Source organism: Paraburkholderia azotifigens (genome assembly GCF_007995085.1).
Taxonomy (GTDB): domain Bacteria; phylum Pseudomonadota; class Gammaproteobacteria; order Burkholderiales; family Burkholderiaceae; genus Paraburkholderia; species Paraburkholderia azotifigens.
On record NZ_VOQS01000005.1, the window covers coordinates 1 to 16,335 of the forward strand.

The window sequence follows — 16,335 nt, forward strand, 5'->3', positions numbered from 1 at the left end:
GGAGAACCACATCTGCAGCTGGATAGGCAGATTGCTGTCCAGCAGGCCGCCCATGCAGATGACCACGATCGCCAAATGGGCCGAAATGTAGCCTAGCTTTGTGAGAGCACCACGTTTACCTGCAATCAGAATCTCGCCGGTGTCGGTATTGCGGTGACTAGCTTATAGCCCAACTGACGTCCGAGGCGCATCAGGACTTCGGCCGTTTCAACGCCACTTAGGGCAGCTGCGCGGAACTCACTTTTGTGGTGGAACGCGCGTAAGCTCCTTCGCGGACGCGGTCCTTCCAGCTGCGCGCGTCCCGGACCATCTTCGGGGCGTTGTCAATTACACAGAGTGAGACCGAAATGACAAGAAGACCAGGATCAGCATGAACCACCAGGACCCGTACGTCGTACAGATCTAGCCCGCGGAAGACGTCGGCCCAAAATGGGCCGAACTGGTTCACATAATTGACGTACGTATCCTCCTGTGTGAGGACAGTGCCGACGATGCTTGCGATCGCCAGTATCACCAGCAAAGCTATGGCAAAGCGCATCGACCTGAGAAGATCAATGGCGTGCTTGAGCTCGTATGGATTTCTACGAACTCTCAAGCAAATCTGGCCTTCGGCCGTCGGACGCTCGCTCAAGGGCACTCCAGATAATTGTGATTAAGACGGGTGTAAAGGATCGGTATCGCTGTCACTCCGAATGTCGGCGGCAGCGGGAAATTAAACAATCTCAATTCTGATTTCTACACGAGTTTTTGGTGAGAACAAAGAGTGGCTGACTATACATGCGTATATCGAACGGTCAGGCGTTATCAACTCGTCTCGCGAGCTATGTTCCCCATTGGGGCGGGCTGAGAGACCGTCGCAGCGCGCTGGCTCGCGGCATCAACGTGGTGCAACCATAAGGGCATGATTCATATACCTGTGGATCGTTGAATGATGAGCGCCAAAAGTATTTAATTCCGTAGCCAACACAGGCTACGGACTGGGACGTCGCAAAGCGTACTAGATTCCGGTTATCTCGTTCACGTATAGGAGAATCCGCATGTTGAAGCGACTCTCAATTCAGTATTAGCGCAGTTGATTTTAGCACCGGCGCTTGGGCTGACTCGGATGGGCAAGACCTTCCCACGGTAAAGCGGCAACTGCCGCAATACACCGCAGATGGCCAGCTTCTGCTTCCAAAGAACTTCACCAAATGGATCTACGTCGGAAGTCCGTTGACGCCGAACGCTCTAAATGGAGGGAAGGCAAACTTCCCCGAGTACCACAACGTCTACATTGAGCCGGTTCGTACGCAATCTACAAGAAAACCGGCGAATTCCCTGAAGGGACGATTTTTGTCAAAGAACTTCAGCTGACCACGCCGCAGCAGTTTCCTGACGGTTCGAGAAATGAGCCGTCCGGTCGCGGCCTGTTCCCTGGGAAGTTCAACGGCGCCGATGTCACTGTGAAAGATTCAAAGCGTTTCGCCGCGACAGACGGTTGGGGATACTTCAACTTCAATCACTTTGAGCCGAAGGCAAAGATGGCGAAAGTCAAGGCGAAAGAAGAATGTGCATACTGCCACATTGCCAGTGCGAAGAAGGATGACGTCTGGACGCAGTTCTATCGACTGCTCGACGATGATGGCACCTGAACCCGAACTACAAGCCTGAGACTCAATAAGATCGTGCGCCGCGGTTATAGCCGCTAGCTAGATCCATCGGCGCATATGCTGACACCGCGCTGGTCATCGGGGTGCCTTCCGTCTTGATCAGCGCGACGAGGCAGGTGCGGGTGCGTTGCGCTCCCTGCGAATGCAATGTCTGCTTGTGCGGAGACTCGTTAGCGTTTAGTAGCTCAGTGCCGCATGATAGAAGTGGGGCCGGTGGGTACAGTTTTCGCAATAAACGGCCGGCGGATCGGCAATCGCATTGCGCGATTGCTATTAGTCACGCGAACCCGTGCCGTGGTTGGAGCGAGTCCAGTGTGGGCCGTACATAAATCTGCCGTGGTTTCGCGGGTCGGTTCGGCGAGCTCGCGATTGCGCGCAAGCAAGGACTCACACCTGGCTGGGATTTTTTCGCGCGCGCGTACCCGATCCGGATTTCGGTGTTGACGTCGCGGGTCCGTTTAAAGCTTTGCATGCTCGACATGTTCAACCCTGTCCAGAATTGCCGTGGGAAAACCAAGTGAACCCGAAAGAAGACGACGATCAAGCCGTTGAACGAATTGTTCTCGATGGCCCGAAGGGCGCGATTGTGCTAGCAGGTACTTCGACAGCAATCGTGATCCTCATATGGATCGTATTTTACGTACTTGTTTTCCTTCCGCGTGGCGTTATCCAATGAGCGACAAAATCAGGGAAATCCGTCAGTCAGTATCGTCCATAAATTGAACGAAGGTGGGCGATTTTGATGTCGACAATCATGCTCATCATGATGCTGACGGTCGTCTTCACTGGATTGCATTGGGCCGATGATGCCGCCGTCCAGAGTAGAAACGATACGCATCGCATCCCTGGAACCAATAGTGAGTTTTCTGAAAGTAACCTGGGAAGCGCCGCTTCAAAAGACGGATCTGTTATCGTCCGGGTACTGGCGCAGCAGTATTCGTTCACACCTCAATGTATTCTTCTTCCAGCCAACACGCCTATCACTTTCAGAGCTACCAGCGCTGATGCGATCCACGGCATGCTTGTAACGGGGACTAACATCAATTCAATGATCGAACCAGCTACATATCCACGTTTAAAACGGTGTTTCCGCAGCCAGCCGAGCATTTGATGCCTTGTCACGAATACTGCGGACGGGTCATCAGGCGAGTGGCGCGCGTCAAATCATAGAGCGCGCCGCCTTTTTCGAAATGCTTAAACGAAAAGGGCGAACGGAGGCTGAACTGTGTTAATTAACAAGCGGCTTGTGCTTCTTCATTTCTGGCTTGCTTTCGCGAGTTTCGCTGTTGCGTTGGCGTTGGGCGCCTGGCAGATGTACGTGAGAAGTCCGCTACATCCGTGGATAAAGGATCCGGAATTTATATCGATCCGTGTCGGCGCACGGTTCGACTATGGCGTACGTCTTCCCGACTCTCGTCGCGATGGCCCTCGGATACGCAGTCATTGAGCTTTCTCTTAAGCGAGCCATTGTCGGAGTGAAGCTGGCGTGGGTAGGCTTCGGCGCCGTTACTTTGGGCTTTGTGCTGGCCGTTATCACAATAGCGAAGGGTACGGCTTCCGTTCTGTACACGTTCTATCCGCCGATGATCGGCAGCTCGATTTACTACATAGGCGTCGTCCTGATCGTTGTAGGGTCATGGATATGGGTTGCGCTGATGGGTGTAACCTCGCGATATGGAAGCGCGCGAATCCGGGAGTTCCCGTTCCCCTTCCGATGTTTGCCTGTGTCGCGAGCGCATACCTGTGGGGATGGACGGCCGTCGGTGCTGCAATCGAAATCATTTTTCAGATTATTCCGGTGCTTTGGGATGGAAACACACATTGATGCCGGTCTCGCACGCGTTTCTATTCCTGGACGCTGCATGCAATTGTGTACTTCTGGCTGATGCCGCCTACATTGCGTATTACACAATCGTTCCACGTGCTATCGGCGGGAGACTTTATAGCGATTTGATGGCACGGGTATCTTTCGTAATGTTTCTGGTTGTATCAATGCCGATCGGCATACATCACCTGTTCGCCGATCCACAAGTGGGATCGGGCTTCAAATTCATGCACTCGGTCTTCACGGCATTGGTCGCAATTCCTACCTTGCTAACGGTGTTCACAATCTGTGCCTCGGTTGAGATTGCAGGGCGGCTACGGGGCGGGAAGGGAGTCATTGGTTGGTTAAAAGCCCTTCCATGGGGCAACCCATGATGCTCGCCATCAGTTTTTCGTTTGTGATGTTGGGTTTTGGAGGAGCAGGCGGACTCATCAACATGAGTTACCAGTTAGATTCGACTATACATAACACCCAATGGGTAACGGGACACTTTCACCTCATCTTCGCCGGGGCGGTCGTGATCATGTACTTTGTGATTGCTTACGACCTGTGGCCGCAGATTACTGGGCGCGCGATCACAGACGTGCGACTGATCCGTATCCAGCTATGGCTCTGGTTCATCGGAATCATGGTATTACAATCCCCTGGCATTTGGTGGGCATCATGGGTATGCCGCGCAGAATGGCATACTTCGACTATACGAATGGCGAAATTTCGTCTCAGGCGATGCCTGTGATCGTATCGGTCATTGCGGAGTCATCTGTCTGGTCGCCGGTCTCCTCTTTATTTTGATTTTGGTTCGCGCCCACCGCTCGACGGTCGATCTAGTTGAGGACTACACCTTTAGTGTGCCGATTCATCGAACAGAGAGTGTGCCATCTGCGCTGAACGGCTTTCGACTTTGGCTCGCCCTGATGATCGGTCTGACATTGTTTAACTACGGATATCCGATTGCGTCACTGATTGCCCGCCCAGACACCTCCGTGCTGGAATCCCGATCGGCCAGGGGCATTGACATGGACGCGAAGCCAGTGTTTTCGCTGACGAACCGATGGCTGGTAGGCAGCGTGTGCGGTACCTCGCCGTCGCGGCCACCGCTGCTGCGATAGGGTTTGTCCTTCTGCCGTCGGTGCAGGGCGGCCCTCAGTTTCGAGGCATATGGAATGCGATCTGCAGCGCGGCGGGGGTATCCCGCACTGGGCGGAGAGTGAATCAATCGTCTATCCTGCTGACGGCGCGGTAAGTGCGGTTACTATAACGCCGCAGACACTTGCTCATGACGACCCTGAGGCGATGCGGCGCGGCGGGGTGCTCGCAGCACGATGCGCTGCCTGCCACAACGCATCTCAGGCCGTTGCGCCGCTTCTGGTCGGGCAAGACGCTGCATTCGTCTATAAGCAGCTTTCAGATTTTCAAAGTGGTGCGCGAACCAATGTAATAATGACCCAGATGGTCAAAGGACTATCCGAGAGAGATATGCGTGACCTCGCACACTACTTCGCTTCATCAGGCATTCGACGGGCGGCGTTGCGACGGAGGTAGTGCCGCCGATCGTCGCGCGTGGAACCCTATAAAGAATGTCGTTTCCTGTGCTGTTTGTCACGGAGGCATTGATCACAAGGCCGGAGCACCATTTTTGCAGGGTCTTTCAGCATCCTACCTGGGTGCTCAACTACATGCCTTTGCAGCAGGTCAACGACATAATGATTCCGGCGAGCAGATGCGAAATATCGCCCGGAATCTGACCGAAACAGAGATAAAGGACGCGGCGGCATACTATAGCGGGTTCACGGATTCGGAAGGACGAATATCCCAGCCCTGACACCATCAGCACGGGCGCTGACTTTGTTATCGTGGTCAGGCAGGACGAAGTCAGTTCCCCGAGAATACCGGAGCAGCCAGTTCCTAGTAGACTAGGAACTGTTTTTTCGTAGTCGATTTGGTCTCGGACTCGCCCATGAAAAACGCGCAGTTACGTGAGCTTCCTGTCCTGGAACGCTTTCTTGCCGCTCTGGACATCGGCGTGGCGAATTTCACGCTCTGTGACATTCGTGATGGCTGGAGCGCTCGGTTCGAGGCCTGCGCGACGGCGAGTCTGCATTACTGCATGGACGGAAGCGGTGTTTTAATAACTCAACACGGTGAACGAGTATCGCTCAGCGCGCACAGTTTCGTACTTCTGCCGCCAGGTATCGGTTACAAAATCGAGAGCGGCAAATCGTGCGCGACGCGCGAAACGAATCGCTCGCGTGTCGGTGACTGGCCTTGGCAAGAGACTGTTCCGACTGTCCAAGTCGGTGGTGGCGACAACGGTATTTCCACCGCATGTGGGGAACTGCGTCTTGACACGACTTCGGGCAGTGACCCGTTCAAGACGTTGCGACACCCGCTCGTCGCTCAGTTCGAAGGCAAGTCAGGATTGAGAGACCAGTTCGTTTTGCTGCTCGCGGAGTCCGCGCGTCCGGGGCTTGGCTCGCGTACCCTGGTCGAAGCGCTGCTGAAGCAGTGTCTGATCCTCGTGCTTCGGCGACAGATAGATAACGGGGGGTGGACCTGCCGTGGGCAGCCGGCGTCGCTGACAGGCGTCTCGCCCGTGCCTTAGAAGCGATCCTCGAGCGATCGGCGTCTGCCTTGTCAGTCGAGCGTCTGGCAGACATCGCCGGAATGAGCCGCTCAGCGTTCGCTGCGCAGTTCATGAAAGCGTTTGGCCAGTCGCCAATGGCGATGCTTAAAATTGTTCGCTTGAAGAAAGCCGCGGAATTGCTGGCTACCACCAACTATCCGGTAGCAGAAGTGGCGAAAATGGTAGGTTTCTCGAGTCGAAGTAACTTCTCACTGGCGTTTAATGCCCGGCACGGCTTGGACCCGAGCACATTCCGACGTCGCCTGACATCTGTGCGAGAGCGCCTACCCGAGTAGCCTCTGTAGCCGGCGAAGAGACGAGAGACGGCCGGAGGGCATCGCCGGTCGGCGGGCGCGCTTTCTCTCGACCATGGTGGGTCATCCGCATTTTCAACACCCGCCTGCCTGCCACTTTTTTGCTAGGCGTGGGCTGAAATGCACGGTGTTACTGTTGCTGCTCGTTTGAAGTACAGATATGTCTGTAGCTCGTCGCCGAGACGAAATGGCCAAAAGGTTTCGCCGAGCAATGAAGAAGCGGGTTATTCATGGACGATGCAAAGAAGCCGGAGAAATGGGGCTAGGTGAGTGACAAAAACGAAGCCCGCAAGGAGCGGCTGACCAACTGGTTGACTGGCATGGGGAAAGCAGGTTGAAACCACACAGAGACGGTGCGAGATGAGAAACAACGTCATAGTCACAGTGGGATGCTTTTTCCTAAGCGCCGCGGCGAACGCACAAAGTAGCGTTACTCTATTTGGCGCGCTAGATGAAGGCGTTAATTTCACCAACAATGTTGGAGGCCACAAAGCGTGGCAGACATCCAGCGTCGATCTTGTTATCAGTCGCTGGGGCATCAAAGGAACAGAGGATCTCGGCGGCGGACTTCACGGAGTCTTCGACCTGGAAAGCGGAATTGTTCTCGACAACGGCAGCGCATACTACGGCGGGCGTCTGTTTGGATATCAATCGTATGTAGGCCTTCAATCGGACGCCGTCGGGACACTTACAGTGGGAAGACAGTTCGACACCGTGACTGATACGATTGGGCCGATGACGGCCAATGGAAATTGGGCCGGTTATCTATTCTCTCATCCGGTAGACAATGACAACACAGATGCGTCGTTCCATACGAATAATTCAGTAAAGTACACGAGCCCCGTCATCGCTGGCGTTAGCGTGACCGCACTCTATGGTTTTAGCAACGCTCCCGGGGGATTCGCGGAAAATCGTATGTACGGTGTTGGATTGAAATATGCGTATAAGTCGTTCACGGCGGCGGCTGTTTTCCAAGACCTCTCTTCGCCAGGGGCGAGCGCGAGCGGGACAGTGTCCTCAGATGACTACGGCTTTGTCGCGAACAATCAAAAGATATATGGAGCTGGTGTGTCCTACGGGCTCGGCGCCACCGCGGTTGGCATCGCTTATACGCATGTACACTTGCAGCAGCCTCAGTCGTCGATATATGTAGGCTCGCTAGGCAAGGACCTCGCAAGCGTTACTTTCGACAACGTGGAAGTCAACGTTAAATACAACTTCACTACCAGTTTGTTCGTAGGTGCGATGTACACCTATTCACACGCCAATCTCGGTCGAGATGAGTCAAATCGTTCTCTTCATTGGAATGAAGTCGGTTTAATGGGCCAGTATTCCCTTTCAGGTCGGACAGCCCTATATGCTCAGGTGATCTATCAAAAGGTCAGTGGAACATCCGATACGATTTTAGACAATGCATATGTGCCGGGATCCGCGGGCGTGTCCAGCAATTCTCATCAGGTTGTCGGACGGCTAGGCATCATGCACGCCTTCTAATTGACCTTCCGAAACGATGAAATATGCTGCGGGAGCCGTTAAGGAAGGCGATGAACGGTAGGTGAGTACCGAACGTTACTTGAGGACGCGGTGTCGTACATGTCGGCGATACTATGTATTTCCTGCGGAGGCAATATAACTCCACTGTTCAATGGGCATTTTTTCGAGAATCGCCAGGTCATCAGTGTGACTGCCAGATTTTCTGAACTTTTCGCCGATGACCTCGCACCAACCGCCGCAAGTCGTGATTGGTGGAAGTCGTTGGTGACGGATACGAAAGGGAAGCGACGCTAGCACCGCTGGTCCCACGCGGGGAGAGAAGAATCCGCGGATCGTTATAACACATTCGCAGTTCCTCTCTGATGATCGGGTTTTTTGCCGCCTTCCGGGCGAGGACTGTACATCGCTAATCCTTTCCGGCGACTCATCAGAAAACCAGAATTCAATTGTCTACAGGAGAAGTTGGTTATGAAAATTCCATCTGTCATCGGCACCGCCTTCGCAGCGGTTGCGTTTACTGTCGCGTTGCCCGCGGTGGCGCAGGGGGTAGGCGAAACGGTCACGCCGAACTTTGATCACGGGATCCCCAACATTCCCGGCAAGTCTTTGACGGCCGTAGTCGTTGATTACGCTCCCGCCGGAGCATCGCCGGCGTACAAGCACGCGAAGTCAGCTTTTATTTATGCCTATGTCGTATCGGGTGCTATCGAGTCGCAAGTGAACAACGGTCCGAAACGGGTCTATCACGCCGGTGAGAGCTTTTTTGAGGAGCCGGGCGCGATCCACCGCGTTAGCCGCAATGCGAGCAATACCCAGACCGCTAAGCTACTCGCGGTATTCGTTGTGGATACCGACGACAAGCCCCTGACGACCCCAGCTGAATAATGCGCTAACTTGGTGGTGCACCAATCTGTCCATGCAGATTTTGACCGCAGGGGTAACGGTGGTCTCTGATGAGGGGCACGGCGTTGCACCGCTGCTAGTGTTGCTTTTCGCACTCCGGCGCGGCAAGCCGCCCCGAGCGGCGAGCCAGCGCTCGGGCGTCACACCTCTTTACGGCGTTGTCCAGATCCAATGGGGCATCGTTGCAGTGCCTCGGTCCGCCTTCGCTATGGCAAGTCGCATGCGTTGCTATCGATCCGGTCGGCCTGTCCATGGCGCGAGGACGACCACTCTTGCGCAGCAGTCACCAGAGTGCCGTTAAGAAGACTGAGTAGCGCGGATAGCCGATGGCGATCTTTTACCGACAGACCGGGGCGCAGCAGAAGCTTTTGTGTCTCGGCGGTCCAGTAGTCGCGACGGATCAGCGTCGGGCGGTGAATCAACGTCTTGACGGATCGTTCGAGCTTTGTTATTTCGTCTTCCAGAATCACCTCACTCTCCATTTGAGGACGCTAGCCGAAACGGTGCTCCATAGTCTCTTTGGGGGCCAGAAAGTGCTAGCAACGCGGCATTTTGCGAGTTACCAGTGCGTGACTATCAGCCACAACAGCAAGGCAGAGCCGGCAAGTATGAAGAGCCAGCCTAGCAATCGATCTAGTCGCATCGGTTTCAGTTACCGCTAGGTCGCGTCGCCGGTGTGCCATCTTTTTTCACTGTGGTTCACCTCATTGGTTAGTCGGCAAATGGATACCGCGGATGCGAGGCGCTTTGCCTGGTCACCGAACGCATGAGCGGCCGCCGTCGTCTGCTCGACGATAGCGGCATGTTTGCCCGGTGATGGCATCCATATGCGATGTGGTTTTACCTACCTCCTGCGCCACGGAACTTTGTTCACTCGAGGCGGCGGCAATCTGATAGATGATTGGATTCATTCGCTGTCGATCGCGGGGGGCGGAGCCCTCAGGCGAAAAATGTGGCGCCATCCTTCGCCCTTACCGCAGATTCCCACACGAGCATCTTCACGTCGTTGGCGGCCGGCTTCGGCTCCTAGTGCGACGCTACGAAGTTCGCTGCCATGTGTCGAGGACTGCCACGCTCAAGCGAGGTTCGCGTAGAGAGTGTCGAGAGTTTTTTGCAAACGGCATGAGCAGATATGTGCACCTTCAAACTAACAATAACGGCCAGGCATGAAGTTTACTTAAGCTTGCATCCCTACCTTTTGAATCGTTACGCAGTAACGAACTACGAAAATCGGTGCTACAGCGCACAGCAAATGGCAAATAGCAGCGACAAATTTAACGGGCGGCATCCGGACGTTTGAGGTGGTACTTATGTGAGGAAAAATTGGACAGGCGGGACGGAAAAGTGACCGGCGCATGGAATCGCCGGCCAAAAGGGTTCCGGGAATTCCGAGGGCCCATTAGTCCAGGAACCTGAGAGTCTCGCAGTATGCCATATCAGTATGAAGAAAAACTTAAGATTGCCTTTGTTTTCGGTGAGAAACCCGGATAGAAGGTGAGATCTTAGAGAGTTCGGCCTTTCTTGCAGTCTTCTTATTGGAATCGGACATCTTGCGGAAAGAGGAGAACCACCTCTACATTGGGTAATGGCTGGAGGAACTATGTCTTAAGCGTTGTTCCTTGACGCATAACGCCCGACTCTTGGTCATGTCTTTCGAATCCCTCGCTCTAAAAAATATGCGAAAGTAGAACGTTCGCGTCGGCCGGCGCGAATCTTTGATTATGAAAGGAGTTACGCGATGCTTTTCCCTCGTCAGACGGCACCTGCGCTTGTCGTTGATACCCTGGACCATGGTTCGTTCGATCTCGCCTCGGAAGTGCCCGGGCGAATGACGCTGATTTGTTTTTATCGCGGGCTTCATTGTCCCACCTGTGCAATGTATCTAAGGGAGCTGGAACGACTCACGCCAGAATTCGCTGAGCGAGGCATTACGACGATTGCCATCAGTTCCGATAGCGAACCTCGCGCGAGAGAGATGCAGAAAAAGGTTGCGGCTAACAGCTTGCGCATCGGTTATGGTCTACCGCTGACGGAAGCCCGAAAATGGGGACTTTATATCTCCACATCTCGTGGCAAATCGTCCATCGGGGTCGATGAACCTGAAATGTTCTCCGAACCCGGCTTGTACCTGCTACGTCCGGACCGGACGATTTACTATCTTTCGGTCCAGTCCATGCCGTTCGTGCGCCCCAATTTTAAGGAGCTACTGCAGGCTCTCGATTTCGCGATTCAGCATGACTACCCGGCACGCGGCGAGTACACAGGCGACCTTTAAGCCCGTTTTGTGATGCATTGAGCGTTGTCCATGAAGGGCGAGCGCTCAATGCGCAGCTAGAACCTCCCTAGGAATGGCCCGCAGTCTGCAGTGTGCACCATCGCGAGTGTGCACGACGTGTGTACGCAGTGCGATCGTCGTGCGCGGTCGCGAGACACGGAGCCGATGATCGCCTTGAAGACGCTTTTCTGCCCAGACTTGATGGCTGCAGTGTCACAGGTCGCCTCCGAGAGTTGACGCCAACCGGCATGGCCGTTCGCATCGGCATCTGAAAGGTGCCGTTGGTAACGGCGAAAACACCGTAGGCCGTCAGTGGGACCACCGTTACTGTTGCGTACAGACTTGCAGCATCGAGCTAACGCTCACGAATGATCTCGGTGAGAGACTTTAAGCTACAAGCCGGCATCGAGACGCCAAATCTGCTGCTAACCAATCCGTGTTCCTTGCAGGAAGCCGTCCGCTGGTCATATGCGGCGGTCGCCACTGCTCGAAGCGGTGTGTTCTACGAGCGGCTTGGGATATCGATAGCCTTCGCAACGGCTGGGCGCGCGAGGAACGCCTCGAATGCACGCGTCACGTGCGGGAAATCGGCGATGCCGACCAGGTCTCCAGCTTCGTAGAAACCGACGAGATTGCGCACCCACGGAAACGTAGCCATGTCGGCAATCGTATATGCGTCTCCCATGATCCAAGTGCGGTCGGCGAGGCGCTGATTGAGCACGTTTAGCAAGCGCCGCGACTCGGCAACGTAGCGGTCGCGCGGGCGTTTGTCCTCATAGTCCTTTCCGGCGAACTTGTTGAAGAACCCGATCTGACCGAACATCGGGCCGATTCCACCCATCTGGAACATCAGCCATTGAATCGTCTCATAACGTCCTGCCGCGTCAGCCGGGATGAACTGCATGGCCTTGTCGGCCAGATAGATCAAGATGGCGCCTGATTCGAAGAGGGCGAGTGGCTTGCCACCCGGCCCTGCCGGATCGAGGATTGCCGGAATCTTGTTGTTGGGATTGAGCGAAAGAAATTCGGGCGACATCTGATCATTCGTATCGAAGCGCACTAGATGCGGTTCGTACGGTAGCCCGGTCTCCTCAAGCATCACCGAGACCTTGATACCGTTTGGCGTGGGTAGCGAATACAGTTGGATGCGCTCGGGATGCTGCGCGGGCCATTTGCGCGTGATCGGGAAGGCGGAAAGATCGTTCATCGGTGTACTCGCCCAAAAGAGCAGTGTTTATGCGAGGATGGATGGCTGTATGTTGCGGTCGCATGGTCGGTGGCGTACCGCGCTTCGTGAGCCGTTTGTAGAGATAGACGGCTACCAAGTTTGTATCTTGCAGGGCGATGGCCCAGAAGCACAGAGCCAAAAATCGCTTCATTTAATAGGCCGCCAGACCTCACATGAGTTTCAGTATGCGCCGTCCGAATTTTTCAGCAGTGCTTTCGGAGTCGATATTAGTAAAGCCGAGTAGCAGGGCCGGTTCTACCTGTCTACCGATGCTCCAGTCGCTTAAGGCTTGCGCATACATACCGTGACTGCGTATTCGTTCGGCGAGGGAACGATCAGAGCCGCCGCGCCGCATGCGAAGTACCAGGTGCATTCCTCCTGGCTGCGGTTCAATCCGCATGTGCGCGCCGAGGATTCGCTCAAGGCCGGTCGCCGCCGCCTTCCTGCGCTCGCCATATAACTTGCGCATACGCTGAATATGGCGGGCAAAATGACCTTCCGTCAAGAATTCGGTAACTATAGCCTGCGTAAGTTGCGGACCGCCGCCGGAAAAGATCTGGCTGACGTACTCGAAACGTTCTATTTCTGTTTTGGGCACGACAAGATATGCCAGTCGAATACCTGGAAACAGGACCTTACTGAACGTGCCGGCATAGAGCACACGCCCGTGTCGATCGAGGCTTTTGAGCGCTGGGAGCGGACGGCTTACGTACCGGTACTCCCCGTCGTAATCGTCTTCTACAATCCACGCCTTGTTTTGTGACGCCCATTCGAGCAGTGCTAGGCGCCTCGGTAGAGACAACGACATGCAAAGGGGACTCTGATGCGCAGGCGTAACAATGGCAGCACGCGCATGTGACGCTGTGGCAATTCCCTGTGCGACGATCATCCCTTCCTCGTCTACGGGGACGGGCGCGGGCGAAATGTTTGTGCATTGCAACAGCAATCGGGTGGGCGGAAAGCCGGGATCTTCGACCCATACACAATCGTCTGGCTTCAGGAGCGCATGAACGATCAACTCCAATGTGTTGCGATACCCAGAGGTGACGAATATTTGTGAGGGAGAACAGTCGATGCCACGTGCGAGTTGAAGGTACGTGGCGATCGCAGTGCGCAACGCGGCCAGACCATGTGCGGCGGGGTAGGCCATGTCGGCTATCTGCGCGGCTCGTATGCAACGCGCCCCCAAGCGGGTCCACAGCCTTCGCGGAAAGGCGTCTAATGCCGGGATTCCCATCTGGAGCGGTAGAAGCGAAACCGGGCGAATGTTCAACGTACCGGGCGCGTAAGCGAGCGGATCTCCGGGATCTCCGGGAGTTGCTGGCGCCGACAACGGCGGCTTTATGCCGGGCGCTACAAAAGTGCCCGCCTGCCCGCGAGGCTGGAAGTAGCCCTCCGCAATCAACGTAGAGTAGGCCGCCTCAACGGTTCCCCTGGACAAGCCCAACTCTGTGGCCAACGCGCGAGCCGACGGCACTCTGTCGCCGGGCGCAAGGCGGCCATCGGCGATCGCATTGCGAAACCGGACGTAGACTTGCCGGTAGAAGGGTTCCTTAGAAGTCGCATCCGGTGCAGATAAAGTGCCAGTTTTCGTGCAAATCATGGCCTGGTGAGTGCTCGGAGTCTTGGCTCTATGCGATATGCCATCAAGTCCATAGTATAAGCCTTGGTGGCACTCCGCCGCTGGTACTTAGGAGCCTATGATGCCGATTCTTACTGCCGAGATGCTCGACATAATCCAGCGCACGATCCTTTCGTTCGTCGCGACAATAAACAAAGACGGATCGCCGAACCTCTCGCCGAAGGCGTCGCTTATCGCGCACAACGACGCACTGTTTTTCGCGGATATCGCCTCGCCTCAAACTATCAAAAATATCCTGCGTAATCCGGAAATTTCTATCAATGTGGTCGATGTTTTCTCCCGGCGGGGGTACCGCTTCAACGGAAGGGCAACTGTGTTGCCGGTCGGGGATGTCGATCGGGATTTCGTCGCTGAATGGGTTTGGCGGACGAATGGCCGGGATTATCCGGTTGATCACGTCGTCCGGATCGATGTGCGTGAGGCGTTACCACTGTTGTCGCCCGCCTACCGCTTTGGAGCGGGAGTTTCAGAAAAAGGGCTTCGAGAAACATACATGGCGAAATACGGTGTCGAGAAACAGAATCAGAGCGCGCTGGAGTAAGGAAGACCGCGAACGACTTGGAGGCTCAGTCTGCGACAAACCGGCCATCCGGCCGGTTTGCTGACACTGGAGACCGGCAAGCGCCGTTGACGTTCTTAATTTCCTCTTTGGCACGAGGGACGAACATCAGTCGCCGAAATCTTACGGGCGAATCACATGTACAGTAAGCGCGCAGCAAACCCATCTTGACGAATTGGGCTAGGCGGCGATCAACGTTGGCTGCCAGCGATGCGGCAGCAATGCTGAGATGTCGCTGGCCTTATGGGTCGGCAGCCGCGTGAGGACGTCCTTCAGGTAGGCGTGCGGTTCGTGCCCGTTAAGTTGTGCCGACCGTATTAGGCTCATGACTGCGGCAGCGCGCTGGCCTGCTCGTAGTGAGCCCGCGAACAACCAGTTGGCCCTGCCGAGGGCCCATGGACGGATCTGGTTTTCGACCCAGTTGTTATCAATGGGCACGAGCCCATCGTCGAGATAGCGCGTGAGCGCCTCCCAGCGTTTGAGACTGTAATCCAGCGCTTTCGCAATCGCCGAGCCCTCCGAAACCAGCTTTCGTTGTACCACCATCCATTCGTAAAAGGCGTCGCACACCGGTTTGGCAAGACTCTGACGTCGCCTTCGGCGTGCTTCGGCATCCAGCATGGCCGCGTCGCGTTCGATTTCGTAAAGCCTGGCGAAGTAAGGCAGAGCCTGCCCGGCGATCTGGCTGCTGTGATTGGCGTGCAGATCGAAGAACTTGCGCCTCGCGTGCGCAGCACAGCCAATTTCAGTGATGCCTTGCTGGAATCCTGCCTTGTACCCGCTGTAATCGTCGCAAACCAGCTTGCCCTGCCAGCCGGCAAGGAAGGTGCGGGCGTGTTCGCCCGCACGACTGTTGGCGAAGTCATAGACCACGCCGCGCAGTGTGCTGAACTGCGCCGGTGTATACGCCCAGAGGTAGGCCCTGTGTGTCTTGCCCGAGCCAGGGCTGAGCATCTGCACCGGCGTCTCGTCTGCGTGCAGCACACCCTGTTGCAGGATTTCCTGATGGAGCGCATCGACCAGCGGCTGAAGTTGCATACCGCACGCACCGACCCACGCACCCAGTGTCGAGCGCGGTATCGCGAGCCCCGCGCGCGCAAAGATCTGTTCCTGACGATACAGGGGTAAGTGATCCGCGTATTTGTTGACCAGCACCGACGCCAGCAGTCCCGTGGTGGGGATGCCCTTGTCGATGACGTGTGCGGGCACCGGTGCCTGAATCAGCGTTTCGCAGTTCTTGCACACCCACTTCCCACGGATATGCCGCTCAACGGTGAAGACGCCTGGCGTGTAATCCAGCTTCTCGCTGATGTCCTCGCCAATCCGTACACGCTCGCAGCCACACTGGCACATCCTGCTATCGGGCTCGTGAAGGATCTCTGTGCGCGGCAGCTGTGCTGGCAGCGCTGTGCGTTTAGGCTGCTGGCGCGACGGGTCGGTGGGGGTGTCCGGCTTAAGCTGCTCGAGTTCCAGTTCGATGGCGACCAGATCCGCGTCGATCGCTTCATCCAGCAGGTTCATCTGCTCGCTGCCCAGCTGTTCGCTGCGCCGGCCGAACTGCTGGCGCTTCAGGATCGAGATCTCATGAGTCAGCTGGTCGATACGGGTCTGCCGGTAATGCAGTTCCCGTTCCTTCTCGTCGACCTCCCGGGTCTTGTCCTGAAGCTCCCGCTCTCTCTCCTGGACCTGGGCAATCAGCTGCTCTGCAAGCGTGCGCAACTGTTCCGGGCTGAGGGCGTTGAGATCGGCGGGCAGGTTCATGCAGGCCAGTCTGCCAGAACCCCAGACACCGTGGAAGCGCAACAGTTTACGTCCCTGCTGGC

General features: G+C 55.7%; 12 protein-coding genes and 4 pseudogenes. 10 read left to right on the forward strand and 6 right to left on the reverse strand.

The genetic code is table 11. The features are described from left to right. A pseudogene (locus FRZ40_RS45840) lies at positions 1 to 132 on the reverse strand (cytochrome c biogenesis ResB family protein); the annotation flags it as partial. Positions 133 to 217: 85 nt separating this feature from the next. Beyond that, positions 218 to 631: a cytochrome c biogenesis ResB family protein gene (locus FRZ40_RS31780; RefSeq protein WP_275671063.1), complete on the reverse strand. Its 414-nt coding sequence runs from the start codon at positions 629 to 631 to the stop codon at positions 218 to 220. A 697-nt stretch (positions 632 to 1,328) separates the two neighbouring features. Between FRZ40_RS31780 and FRZ40_RS44825 the strand changes: the two genes are divergently transcribed. From FRZ40_RS44825 to FRZ40_RS31815, 8 genes and pseudogenes are all read left to right on the forward strand, one after another. After that, complete coding sequence (locus FRZ40_RS44825; RefSeq protein ID WP_338048203.1) at positions 1,329 to 1,631, forward strand: cytochrome P460 family protein; 303 nt, start codon at positions 1,329 to 1,331, stop codon at positions 1,629 to 1,631. Positions 1,632 to 2,391: 760 nt separating this feature from the next. Next, positions 2,392 to 2,881 (forward strand): annotated as a pseudogene (locus tag FRZ40_RS31790) (cupredoxin domain-containing protein). Beyond that, a pseudogene (locus tag FRZ40_RS45845) lies at positions 2,875 to 4,460 on the forward strand (cbb3-type cytochrome c oxidase subunit I); the annotation flags it as partial. The pseudogenes FRZ40_RS31790 and FRZ40_RS45845, both read left to right, overlap by 7 nt. 30 nt (positions 4,461 to 4,490) lie before the next feature. Further along, positions 4,491 to 5,296 (forward strand): annotated as a pseudogene (locus FRZ40_RS46260) (c-type cytochrome). Between the two features lie 135 nt (positions 5,297 to 5,431). Further along, positions 5,432 to 6,076, forward strand: coding sequence for a cupin domain-containing protein (locus FRZ40_RS31805; protein ID WP_240057397.1), 645 nt, complete (start codon positions 5,432 to 5,434; stop codon positions 6,074 to 6,076). A gap of 62 nt (positions 6,077 to 6,138) precedes the next feature. Further along, on the forward strand, positions 6,139 to 6,393 hold the full coding sequence (locus FRZ40_RS45350) for a helix-turn-helix transcriptional regulator (RefSeq protein WP_240057534.1): 255 nt from the start codon (positions 6,139 to 6,141) through the stop codon (positions 6,391 to 6,393). Positions 6,394 to 6,771: 378 nt separating this feature from the next. Further along, the gene (locus FRZ40_RS31810) at positions 6,772 to 7,905 is read left to right on the forward strand and encodes a porin (protein WP_147236858.1); all 1,134 of its coding nucleotides are present in this window, start codon (positions 6,772 to 6,774) and stop codon (positions 7,903 to 7,905) included. A gap of 468 nt (positions 7,906 to 8,373) precedes the next feature. Further along, entirely contained in the window at positions 8,374 to 8,790 is a 417-nt protein-coding gene (locus tag FRZ40_RS31815) for a cupin domain-containing protein (RefSeq protein ID WP_147236859.1), read from the forward strand. Positions 8,791 to 9,014: 224 nt separating this feature from the next. On the opposite strand, the gene FRZ40_RS44750 is transcribed toward FRZ40_RS31815, so the two are convergent. Beyond that, entirely contained in the window at positions 9,015 to 9,278 is a 264-nt protein-coding gene (locus FRZ40_RS44750) for a hypothetical protein (protein WP_193567046.1), read from the reverse strand. Positions 9,279 to 10,546: 1,268 nt separating this feature from the next. Here FRZ40_RS44750 and FRZ40_RS31825 point away from each other — a divergent pair. Continuing rightward, on the forward strand, positions 10,547 to 11,083 hold the full coding sequence (locus FRZ40_RS31825; protein WP_054924040.1) for a peroxiredoxin-like family protein: 537 nt from the start codon (positions 10,547 to 10,549) through the stop codon (positions 11,081 to 11,083). 502 nt (positions 11,084 to 11,585) lie between these two features. Here the strand turns inward: FRZ40_RS31825 and FRZ40_RS31830 are convergent. Both FRZ40_RS31830 and pdxR read right to left on the reverse strand, forming a co-directional pair. Beyond that, entirely contained in the window at positions 11,586 to 12,290 is a 705-nt protein-coding gene (locus FRZ40_RS31830) for a glutathione S-transferase N-terminal domain-containing protein (protein ID WP_147236860.1), read from the reverse strand. Positions 12,291 to 12,480: 190 nt separating this feature from the next. Then, positions 12,481 to 13,914 (reverse strand): MocR-like pyridoxine biosynthesis transcription factor PdxR, encoded by a 1,434-nt coding sequence (gene pdxR, locus FRZ40_RS31835; protein ID WP_147236861.1) that lies wholly within the window; start codon positions 13,912 to 13,914, stop codon positions 12,481 to 12,483. A gap of 97 nt (positions 13,915 to 14,011) precedes the next feature. On the opposite strand from pdxR, the gene FRZ40_RS31840 reads away from it, so the two are divergent. Continuing rightward, the gene (locus FRZ40_RS31840) at positions 14,012 to 14,494 is read left to right on the forward strand and encodes a pyridoxamine 5'-phosphate oxidase family protein (RefSeq protein WP_240057398.1); all 483 of its coding nucleotides are present in this window, start codon (positions 14,012 to 14,014) and stop codon (positions 14,492 to 14,494) included. A 198-nt stretch (positions 14,495 to 14,692) separates the two neighbouring features. On the opposite strand, the gene tnpC is transcribed toward FRZ40_RS31840, so the two are convergent. After that, a complete protein-coding gene (gene tnpC / locus FRZ40_RS31845) occupies positions 14,693 to 16,273 on the reverse strand; it encodes an IS66 family transposase (RefSeq protein ID WP_147236862.1) in 1,581 nt (526 codons plus the stop codon). Between the last annotated feature and the right edge of the window lie 62 nt (positions 16,274 to 16,335).